We start from the raw sequence: 9,651 nt of genomic DNA, 5'->3' as shown, positions 1-9,651 counted from the left end.
TATAGCGCCCTTTAATGCCCAGCGGACAATTATCCAAGGCAACTTTATTGGCGTTGGCTATGATGGCACAACTGCACTTGGTAATGGCGCCGAAGGTATAACTTTTGGCGGAGGGAGTATTGATGTGCAGGTTATTAATAATGTTATTGCAAATAATGGAAATAATGGGGTGGGTTTTTATCAATCCAGCAATAATGGATTAGTTGAAAATAATACTATCTTTAATAACACGCAGAATGGCGTAGCATTTGACGCATCCAACGACGGCACAGTCAGTGGCAATACCATCACCGACAACACGCAGGATGGCGTCTATATTAGTAATGCAAGTCTGAATGCATTGGTTGATGGCAATACTATTGCGAACAATACTCAAGGAATCTCTGTTTTCAATAGTTCTGGTTCACAAATTGGGGGCACCACCAGCCAAGGCAATCAGCTATCGGGGAATGTACAGTGTGGTGTTGCAGTCTATACATTTGGTGGCGTATCTGACAGCAATACAATTCAGGGTAACACGATTGAGAACAGCCTGCTTGGTATTAGAATCACCAATAGTACTACCAATACACTTATCGGTGGTACTGCGAGCGACAGAAGAAACGTAATCAGAAACAATACAGAAGCAGGCGTAGCAGTGGCGCAGTTCACAGCATCGGCACTACCTGCAACATTTACGCCACTAAATAACTCTATACTTGGCAACAGTATTTATAACAATACTGTTGGACTATATGGCTCTGGTTTAGGCATCGACCTTGCTGAGTTTATTGACGCATCTGGCCCGCCAGACGGCATTCCTGAATCCTTAAACGAGATTGGAGTAACAAATAATGACCCCGGCGACACCGACAGTGGAGCGAACGACCACCTTAACTTCCCTGTCATTAACTCATCGTCTACAACTGCCGGAAGCTTAAGCCTAAACTTTGACCTTGATGTCGATGATTCAGCTACTGGTTACCGTGTTGAATTCTTTGCAAACTCGACCGCAGATCCATCTGGACACGGTGAAGGACAAATATACCTTGGTAGCACCAATGTATCTGGTAGTGTAACTGGAGCAACTGCTAACCTTACCATCCCATCTAGCTTCACCAGTGGTAGCTATGCAATTTCAGCTACTACTACCGAAATAGATGACTCAACCAATGGCTTTGGTAATACCAGCGAGTTTAGTGCTGTACTGGGTGATCAAACAGTCTTAGCGGCGATAAGTAGCACGACCGGTAGCAACAACTCAGCTGGCGGCAGTCTTGCAAATACCGGACAAAACTTAGCTATTGCTATGTGGGTTGGGGGTGGCCTACTGCTGAGCGGCGTAGCAATCACCCTTATCCCACGCCTACGACGCAGTAAGAGATAGGCGGTCTACGTGAGACGGTCAAGGCGCTACTCACTGTACAAGACTCAACCAAGAGGCATTCGTAAGTATGTATGGCAGTGTACGGCTCTTTTTCTAATAATAGCCGGTGGGTATGTTCTACTGCTTACACAGTCTCCGGGCAATAGTGTTATTAGCAGGTTTATTTCTAGTGAAATAGACCTCGATACTACAGATGATGCCACAGATAACCGAAACCGCATCCAGATTTCAAAGATTAACTTAGAAGTGCCATTTTACTCAGATGGCGGAGCTGAGCTACTTGAGTTAGGTTCATGGCACCGCTTTCCGGACAGAGGAAGTCCCGCGAAGGGTGGGAATTTCATCCTTAGCGCCCACCGATTCAACCTAGGTAACTCACCAGGTCAAACCAAAACCAAGTCACCGTTTTACAACCTGCATAAGCTAACAGTACGTGACGGTATCCGGGTTTTCTTTGACGGTACATGGTATGACTACGTTGTAACGAAGCTTTACAGCGTCAATCCAAATGCAACTGAGATAGAAGAACCCAGCCCTGAAGCAAAACTAACGCTGTATACTTGCACCCTAAAAGGATCGGCAGATGGAAGACTGGTGGTTGAGGCCACGCGGGAAAAGAACGAGTAGCTACATGGTGTGGGGGTATATTCACGTTAAAGCACGTACCCTTGAAGAGGTTGTCTATACCTGTTACTATATATCGGTTCAGATACTTCTCGGTCCCATCGTCTAACGGTTAGGACGACAGATTTTCAATCTGTTAATCGGGGTTCGATTCCCCGTGGGATCACCAAGCAAAGTGCCTCGGATAATGATATCCGGGGCTTTTTGTGTGTGCCTACGTGGTAGCCGTTTACACAATGCAGCTCAATGATCTATCGGCGTTAAAGCCGAGGCATGAATTATATGCGCGTTGAATATAAGTTATATCGAAATCTGCTAAGGGGAATAATTATTGAGGTTATGGTGGGATTTAACCGGATGCAGCGAGCGACACTTGGGGCGCACCTGGCTTTGCGAGCGTGATATATACATTTCACGACATGCTTCGTGGTGCAATCTTTGTTGCGCACAACGCTCAATTTGACCATGCGTTCATCGCTGAGGAGTATCGATTGCTGGACCGGCGACTCACTCATCAAAGAGCTTGCACGGTGCAGCTCTCGCGCTACTTTTACCCACAATACCAGCACTATAAGCTTGATGTCGCGATTGAACGACATAATATTGGGGTCGTGAATCGCCATCGGGCACCTGGTGATGCGCAGGTTCCAGTTGATTTTTATCAGGTACTATGCGCAGAGTATGGTGCTCCAGGCGTTGCTACGGCAGTCACGCAACGCTACCACTTCCAAGCGTTCTCTCAGAACAGATACTCTACACTCGCGTATAAGAAAGGAGTAATATATTTTGACTAAAGGAAAAACAGTAGCAATTGGGTTAGTAGCCCTCGGTATCGCTGCCGTACTCGGTGGTGGTGCAGCTTTTGCGCAATCGGGAGGTGATGCGTCGCTCGCTGATAAGCTGGCTGCCCGCTTTAACCTCAGTAAGGAAGAAGTGCAGCAGGTGATCGATCAACACCATACGGATCGCCGAGCCGAAAAGAATGAGCGTTATGAAGAGCGCCTCCAGAAGGCAGTCGATGACAATAAGATTACAACGGAGCAACGAGATAAGATTCTCGCGAAGCACCAAGAGCTCCAGGAGTATTTTGAGTCACAACGCGATGCCATGATAGATCAGACGACAGAAGAGCGCCGCGATGCCATGAAGGCAAAGATGGATGAGCTGAAGCAGTGGGAGAAGGATAATAATATCCCCCACGGCTATCTCCATCCATTTGACGGACTCGGCAAGGGGCATGGTATGAGTCATGGGCGTGGCATGATGGGTGGCGGTCCAAATGGCCAAATACCAGTTGAAGAGCCACAAGTTCAGGCAAATTAACCAAATACTATAAAGCCTTACCGCACAGGGCGCCAGCACATAGCTGGTGCTCTGTTTTTAGATTATTTTCAGATTATTCTCAGTTTTGGGTATAATACTGAGTGATATGAAAATATTGATCGTCGAAGATGAGTACAAGATCGCAAATGCGTTGAAGCGTGGCTTAGAACAAGAACGCTATGCGGCCGAAGCCGTGTATGACGGTGAGTCTGGCCTGGCTGCTGCTGAAGCTGATGAATATGATTTGATCGTATTGGATAGGATGCTCCCAGAGATTGATGGCATCGAAGTCTGCCGACGATTGCGCGAGTCGGGAGACAGGACGCCAATCTTGATGCTGACAGCAAAAGACCAGGTTCGTGATCGTGTCGCTGGTCTCGATGCTGGCGCGGATGATTATCTTGTGAAGCCATTCGCTTTCGAGGAGCTCTTGGCGCGCATACGAGCACTTTTGCGCCGACCTTCACAATCGCAAGATACGGTTTTGCGGGTCGGTGACCTGACACTAGATCCTGCGACGTTTGAAGTGCGCAGGTCTAACAAGCTCATTGAATTATCTGCGAAGGAATTCGCCCTGCTCGAGTACCTGATGCGCAATGAGGGGCGGGTGATTAATAAGGACACGATTATTTCGCACGTCTGGGAGTACGATGCAGACATACTCCCCAATACGGTCGAGGTGTACATTGGCTACTTGCGCAATAAAATCGATCGGCCGTACAAGCAGTCACTCTTAAAGACCAAGCGAGGATTTGGCTATGTTCTCTCAGCTCAGTGATTGGCTCGAACGGTTCCGGCGCTGGGCATTGGCCTTGCCGCCCGCCACAAAACTAACCGTTGGCTATCTAGCAATCATCATGACATTGTCGATTGGCTTTAGTGTTGTGTTGTACCAAATCTCTGCCAATCAGCTGCATCGTGGGTTGCGGCGACCGGCCATTGGTGTCGACGCCGAACTACCCCAGTTCTTCGATCTCTATGAGCGCACTCGGTTGCAACAAATTTTTTCAGCCGAGAATGAGCTGCGCTCGAATTTGATTCTCTTTAATGTATTTGTTTTGCTCGCCGGTGGTGGCATGAGCTATGTCTTAGCAAAACGGACGATTCGCCCTATTGAGGATGCACTAGAGACGCAGAAGCGCTTCACGGCCGATGCATCGCATGAGCTTCGAACTCCACTTACGGCCATGCAGACCGAGATTGAAGTTGCGCTGCGGAATCCGAAGCTTCGACCCGCTGAAGCACGCCAAATGCTGGCGAGTAATTTAGATGAAGTGGTGCGCATTCGTGCTCTGGTCGATGGCCTGCTGCGACTTGCTCGTCGGGACAATCTAGCGCTAGAGCAGCACGTCGAGATCGATGCTCTTGCGAAGGCTGTCTTGAGCCGGATGAAAAAAGCAGCTGCGACAAAGCAAATACGCTTGCGTCATGATCTCGCGCCGGTGCGCACAACTGTCGATCCGTCGGCGATTGAAGAAGTAATGCTGATTCTGCTAGATAATGCGGTCAGATATAGTCCGGAGCAGTCGGAGGTCGTGATGCGCGTGCGAGCCACGCGTGAATATGTGTGTATCGAGGTGCAAGACGAGGGGCTTGGCATATCGCCAGCCGATCTACCGCACGTTTTCGAACGCTTCTATCGAGGTGACAAGAGTCGCACGAAACAGCACGTGGAAGGCTTCGGGCTTGGGTTGTCGATTGCTCAGCAGATCGTAGCAGCGCACAAGGGGCGGATTACGGTGACTTCAAAGCCTGGTAAGACAATCTTTCGGATTCGGTTGGCGCGATCTTAGTCTTTGCGGTGGAGCGTCGGCAGTGACGCACTCATCGGTTTATTATGATCGCGGCGATACATTAGCTGCGCGATACTGTTGATGATGCGCCCGACAAGACTTACTGCAACCAATGCGGTACCTCCAGCAAAGAGCCATCCAGCTTGATCCCATGCCCAGCGCGGGGATGTGAACGCTAGGCTGTATTTTGATTTATCGATTTCACGAGGCTTAATGGGATTTTGACCGGTCGTGGCGTGTTGATTCACATAGTCTTGTATACACTTTGCTGTTGTGACTGAATTGAGTTTTATGGGGTAAGCTTCAGTGGCCGCTTTGTAGACATCGATAGTGAAGTGTGATGCGGCCTCAGCTTCTGCTATTGCTTGGGCGATATCGCACTCATACTCTTTCTCGAGCGTGATCTTTGAGGTGGCAGTAATGCTATACTTCTGGGCGGCTGGCAACTACGGACCAGAGGAAGCCAAGATCCCTACCTTTGTGTACTGGATCTACGTCAGTATTTTTGTGTTCTTCAACTGCTTCGCGATCAATATGGTGCTGCAATATCTCAAGGTGGGTAAGTGGAAGCACTATATATATGGCGAACGGGCTTACATCATCTTGAGTCTGGTGGCGAAATCAGCCTTGGCTTGGCGGGTATTCGCTGGTACTCTGCGCCCGTAGGCTGGTAATAAAAAACGGAAAAAGATGAACCCCCACGTCGGAACGTGGGGGTTATTTGTGGGGCTGACGCAAGCGTTTAGTAGCCAAGGGTGTGATTGATGATCACGACGATCGTGGCTCCGACGATCACGGCCAGCATTGCGTAAGCCAGCCACCGGTAAGGGTGGTTGTTGGCCAGATCGGCAAGCTTGCCGTCCAGACGGATCCATCTCTCGTCCTTGAGTCGAGTCTTGAGCTTGGTCACGTAGAACGTGTTGTCCTGACCCTTCACTGCAGCTTGGAGGCTGCGGCTTGGCTCGAGCTCATCGAGCAGATCCTGGCGCGCGCGCTTGTATGCACGGACCGAGGTCCAGTGCTGGCCGTGGAGCTGCCTTGAGAGCGAGTTGGTAATATCGAGGGTGGTCATGGGGCTCCTTTCAGCCTGTGCAGTGGTTGTAGAGACTAATGGTACTCCCGATTTGGAGTGAGCCGTCGCGGACGATGCCGATGACGTCTGCGTTCTCGGGGATGTCCTTTAGCATCTCGAAGATCAGCCGCGGGTCGGTTTGGCCTGATCCCACGATCTCGCGATCGATGATGCCGCCAGTTCCGTACAGGGTGTCACCAGGCTGCACGACGTAGTCGTGCGTCTGACCGATGGAGCACCCAACGGGGTTCTGATTGCTCTTGATGATGCCGATGATGGCCAATAAGATAGCGACGGCGATCAGCGGTAACACGAGCGCGAGTTTGCCGAGCGAGTTGCTGGAGGGGTCGTTGTCAGAGGTGCTGGAGGTCGTCATGGGGGCTCCTTTCAAGGGGCTTGGGGAATCTGACGAACCTGATAATTGTATAACAAAGTACTTAATAAGTCAATATATGTTGTAGGGCAAAACAGGTGCAGCATAAGTGTTTTTTAGATATACTTAAGTACATATGAAGCACGTACATGCGAACAGGTATAAAAAAACGAAAATTATCGCCACGATCGGTCCAGCGAGCGAAGCAAAGATAGATGAACTTCTGGCGGCAGGGGTGAATGGTATTCGCCTCAATCTGTCACACAACACGCATGAGTGGCACGCCCGTGTGATTAGCAAGGTGCGGACTGTGGCCAAAAAGCTCGACCGCTCAGTGGCGATCATTTGGGACTTACAGGGTCCGAAGATTCGGATCGGCGAAGTTGAAGGTATAATCGAAGTGAAAGCCGGTGATCAGATCAAATTAGCCGAACGAGTATCAACTGGTTCGGATGTAATCCCCATGCAGTACGACATCGCGCCGCATGTCAAAGTCGGCGATCGTGTGATGATACGTGATGGCGTGATTACGACCGAAGTCACGCGCGTGCAGGACGGAGTGGTGACCGTCAGGGCCGAAAATGCTGGCAAATTTGGCTCGAACCACGGGGTGAATCTTCCGGATACGATCTTTCATGGCTCAAAGCTTACCGACAAGGATATGGAAGATTTGCGGTTTGGGCTAGCGCGAGATATTGATTACATCGCGCTGTCATTTGTGCATACGGTAGAAGACATTGAGATGCTAAAAGCAATGATTCGTAAGCGCAAGAAAAAGATCCGCGTTATCGCCAAGATCGAGACGAAGTCTGCCACAGAAAATCTTCATAGTATCGTATCTGCTAGTGATGCTGTGATGATCGCGCGCGGTGACTTGGCGCTCGAGACAAGTCCTGAGACGGTTCCGATAATCGGGCGGCGAATTATTGAGATGGCGCGAGAGTATAAGACGCCCGTGATAATGGCGACACAGATGCTGGATAGTATGACGTCTTCGCCGACGCCGACGCGGGCCGAGGCAAACGATGTGGCGACCGCGGTGTCGCTTGGTGTAGACGCGGTGATGCTGTCGGGCGAGACGGCTATCGGTGCTTTTCCGATCGAAACGGTCAAAATGATGAAGCGAATTATTCTCTCCACCGAGCAGTATATGCGGGATAGTGGCGAGCTGAAGATGCTGTCGCGCGACTTGAATGCTGCCGATGATGCTCAGGATGCGGTAGCTGTAGCGGCGCTGACACTCGGTAATCACGTCGGGGCTCAACTTATCCTGGCGGAGACGCTCACCGGAACGACGGCACAGGCGATTTCTGCACTTCGCCCTGATGCGGCAATCATCATGGCGAGCCCAGATGTCCAGGTGTGTAATCAACTAGCAATTGTCTGGGGGTCCAAGCCGTACAAGGTTCCGCGTAGACGTTACATCCAGTCTCGACTCGTGAAGGCACTTGTCAAAAGGGGCGCCTTGCGAAGCGGTGACTATATCGTGTCAGCATTTGGGACACACGCCGGTAAGACCGGAGCGACTGATACGGTCCGACTTTTGGTAGCATAAGCACTTTCGCGGTATACTAAAAAACAACTATGGCAAGAAAAACTTACATTGTCGGCAACTGGAAGATGCACTTAGGGCCGAGCGAGGCGAGTCTATTTGTTAGTCGGTTATTGAAGGAAGTGCCAAAAGTATCCAGCGGCGTTGAAGTAGTATTGTGCCCGCCGGTGCTTGATCTGACGACCGTCCGATCTGAGCTGCGCAGCCATGATCACATGCAGGTAGGAGTGCAAAACATTTATCCAGCTGATGAGGGTGCATACACTGGCGAGACTAGCGCGGCAATGATTAAGGACTTGGCGAAATACGCGATCGTTGGACATTCTGAGCGGCGACACGTCTTTGGCGAGCGTGATGGGTTGATTGCCCAGAAGCTCGCGGCTTGCTTGCGACATGGGCTAACGCCGATCTTATGTGTTGGCGAGGCGGGGCACGATCGAAATAACGGGCACGCTGCGCAAGTTGTCGCTGACCAGATCGAAGCTGGGTTGACACTGCTAACTCCGGAGGACTTGCATGATATTGTGATCGCCTATGAGCCGGTTTGGGCAATTGGGACAGGGGAGAACGCGACGACTCAAGACGTCGCAGAGATGTTTAGCGTGATTCGCACTTGGCTTGAAGTGCGTCATTCTCCAGCACTCGCGAAGTCAGTGCCGCTCCTCTATGGCGGGTCGGTTAAGGCTAACAACGCTGCACAATATCTTGCCCTCGATGACTGTGCCGGTCTCCTCGTTGGCGGCGCGAGCGTGAATTACAAAGAGTTTGCTGGGATTATTGAATCCGCAAAATAAGCTTCTTGCTTGAAAAAATCAGATATACTCTGTACACTTATCCACGAAAATAAGTCCAAAATCTAAGGAGAAATACATGTCCCTCAAGAATGTCGGTATCGGCGATAAAGCCCCGGAAGTCGTAAATGTAATCATCGAAACATCACGCCGCTCACATAATAAGTATGAGATGGACAAGGATACTGGAGTAATCTTTCTCGATCGAGTTCAGCAGACTTTTCTCAATAATTCTGATGGGGGAGATTATGGAATGGTCCCAGGTACCCTGGGTGAGGATGGCGATGCCTTAGATGCGATATTACTTATCAATGAAAGTGTACCATCTGGAGTTGTGGTCCGAGCGCGCGTTCTTGGGTATATGAATATGATCGACAGCGGGGAGCAGGATGAGAAATTAATCGTTGTTGCAGATGATGATGAATTCTATAGAGACTATCAAGATATCAACGACGTGCCTCAGCATTGGAAGAATGCAGTTCAGCACAGCTTCGAGCACTATAAAGATCTTAAGGGTAAAAAAGTAGAAGTAGTGGGCTGGGAAAATAAAGCAGCTGCCCTAGATCTAATAGAACGATCCTTAGTTTAAAGTATGTCTTACTGACCCGGCGCAACGGAGAGCGTCAAGCTCTTGAGTACCAGATTGAGTTCATCGGCAATTTCGTGCGTGTCATCGGCGATCTTATTCTGCTTAAATTCGCTCAGGACTGTCTGTAAGCGTGATTCATAGCTCCGATCTCGGACTGACTTCAGATTT

13 protein-coding genes, 1 tRNA gene and 1 pseudogene are annotated in these 9,651 nt (G+C 49.9%); 11 read left to right on the top strand and 4 right to left on the bottom strand.

Features of this window, described 5'->3' with window-relative positions; all coding sequences use genetic code 11:
* From IT415_03625 to IT415_03595, 7 genes are all read left to right on the top strand, one after another.
* A partial coding sequence (locus IT415_03625) for a right-handed parallel beta-helix repeat-containing protein (GenBank protein MCC7543766.1) occupies positions 1–1,366 on the top strand: 1,366 nt, incomplete at its 5' end.
* 246 nt (positions 1,367–1,612) lie between these two features.
* Complete coding sequence (locus IT415_03620) at positions 1,613–1,993, top strand: sortase (GenBank protein ID MCC7543765.1); 381 nt, start codon at positions 1,613–1,615, stop codon at positions 1,991–1,993.
* A gap of 91 nt (positions 1,994–2,084) precedes the next feature.
* A tRNA-Glu gene (locus IT415_03615) sits at positions 2,085–2,159 on the top strand.
* Between the two features lie 250 nt (positions 2,160–2,409).
* Positions 2,410–2,784, top strand: a complete 375-nt coding sequence (locus IT415_03610) for a 3'-5' exonuclease (protein ID MCC7543764.1) — start codon at positions 2,410–2,412, stop codon at positions 2,782–2,784.
* The gene (locus IT415_03605) at positions 2,777–3,313 is read left to right on the top strand and encodes a hypothetical protein (protein MCC7543763.1); all 537 of its coding nucleotides are present in this window, start codon (positions 2,777–2,779) and stop codon (positions 3,311–3,313) included. The genes IT415_03610 and IT415_03605 overlap by 8 nt, the downstream gene beginning before the upstream one ends.
* Positions 3,314–3,419: 106 nt before the next feature.
* The gene (locus tag IT415_03600; protein MCC7543762.1) at positions 3,420–4,091 is read left to right on the top strand and encodes a response regulator transcription factor; all 672 of its coding nucleotides are present in this window, start codon (positions 3,420–3,422) and stop codon (positions 4,089–4,091) included.
* A complete protein-coding gene (locus IT415_03595; protein MCC7543761.1) occupies positions 4,072–5,106 on the top strand; it encodes a HAMP domain-containing histidine kinase in 1,035 nt (344 codons plus the stop codon). Before IT415_03600 ends, IT415_03595 begins: the two co-directional genes overlap by 20 nt.
* On the opposite strand, the gene IT415_03590 is transcribed toward IT415_03595, so the two are convergent.
* Positions 5,103–5,354: a hypothetical protein gene (locus IT415_03590; GenBank protein MCC7543760.1), complete on the bottom strand. Its 252-nt coding sequence runs from the start codon at positions 5,352–5,354 to the stop codon at positions 5,103–5,105. The genes IT415_03595 and IT415_03590 overlap by 4 nt on opposite strands.
* A gap of 229 nt (positions 5,355–5,583) precedes the next feature.
* Between IT415_03590 and heR the strand changes: the two are divergent.
* Positions 5,584–5,772: pseudogene (gene heR, locus IT415_03585) on the top strand (heliorhodopsin HeR).
* A 76-nt stretch (positions 5,773–5,848) separates the two neighbouring features.
* Here heR and IT415_03580 read toward each other — a convergent pair.
* Positions 5,849–6,178, bottom strand: coding sequence for a hypothetical protein (locus IT415_03580; protein MCC7543759.1), 330 nt, complete (start codon positions 6,176–6,178; stop codon positions 5,849–5,851).
* A gap of 10 nt (positions 6,179–6,188) precedes the next feature.
* Positions 6,189–6,554 (bottom strand): hypothetical protein, encoded by a 366-nt coding sequence (locus tag IT415_03575; protein MCC7543758.1) that lies wholly within the window; start codon positions 6,552–6,554, stop codon positions 6,189–6,191.
* A gap of 133 nt (positions 6,555–6,687) precedes the next feature.
* Here IT415_03575 and pyk point away from each other — a divergent pair, with 133 nt between their 5' ends.
* From pyk to IT415_03560, 3 genes are all read left to right on the top strand, one after another.
* Positions 6,688–8,106, top strand: coding sequence for a pyruvate kinase (pyk, locus tag IT415_03570; protein ID MCC7543757.1), 1,419 nt, complete (start codon positions 6,688–6,690; stop codon positions 8,104–8,106).
* A 29-nt stretch (positions 8,107–8,135) separates the two neighbouring features.
* Positions 8,136–8,897 carry a triose-phosphate isomerase gene (locus tag IT415_03565; GenBank protein ID MCC7543756.1) on the top strand — a complete coding sequence of 254 codons (762 nt, stop codon included), beginning with the start codon at positions 8,136–8,138 and terminating at the stop codon, positions 8,895–8,897.
* 76 nt (positions 8,898–8,973) lie between these two features.
* Entirely contained in the window at positions 8,974–9,483 is a 510-nt protein-coding gene (locus IT415_03560) for an inorganic diphosphatase (GenBank protein ID MCC7543755.1), read from the top strand.
* An 8-nt stretch (positions 9,484–9,491) separates the two neighbouring features.
* On the opposite strand, the gene IT415_03555 is transcribed toward IT415_03560, so the two are convergent.
* A partial coding sequence (locus IT415_03555) for a hypothetical protein (protein ID MCC7543754.1) occupies positions 9,492–9,651 on the bottom strand: 160 nt, incomplete at its 5' end.

The sequence above is a fragment of the bacterium genome (genome assembly GCA_020854115.1).
Lineage (GTDB): Bacteria > Patescibacteriota > Saccharimonadia > CAILAD01.
This window is presented reverse-complemented; position numbering and strand designations above follow the sequence as displayed.

Excerpts from the sequence above, each read along its gene's own strand:
- IT415_03610 (MCC7543764.1), top strand. The coding sequence starts at position 2,410 with ATGCTTCGTGGTGCAATCTTTGTTGCGCACAACGCTCAATTTGACCAT.
- IT415_03600 (MCC7543762.1), top strand. The coding sequence starts at position 3,420 with ATGAAAATATTGATCGTCGAAGATGAGTACAAGATCGCAAATGCGTTG.
- IT415_03595 (MCC7543761.1), top strand. The coding sequence starts at position 4,072 with ATGTTCTCTCAGCTCAGTGATTGGCTCGAACGGTTCCGGCGCTGGGCA.
- IT415_03580 (MCC7543759.1), bottom strand. The coding sequence starts at position 6,178 with ATGACCACCCTCGATATTACCAACTCGCTCTCAAGGCAGCTCCACGGC.
- IT415_03575 (MCC7543758.1), bottom strand. The coding sequence starts at position 6,554 with ATGACGACCTCCAGCACCTCTGACAACGACCCCTCCAGCAACTCGCTC.
- pyk (MCC7543757.1), top strand. The coding sequence starts at position 6,688 with ATGAAGCACGTACATGCGAACAGGTATAAAAAAACGAAAATTATCGCC.
- IT415_03565 (MCC7543756.1), top strand. The coding sequence starts at position 8,136 with ATGGCAAGAAAAACTTACATTGTCGGCAACTGGAAGATGCACTTAGGG.
- IT415_03560 (MCC7543755.1), top strand. The coding sequence starts at position 8,974 with ATGTCCCTCAAGAATGTCGGTATCGGCGATAAAGCCCCGGAAGTCGTA.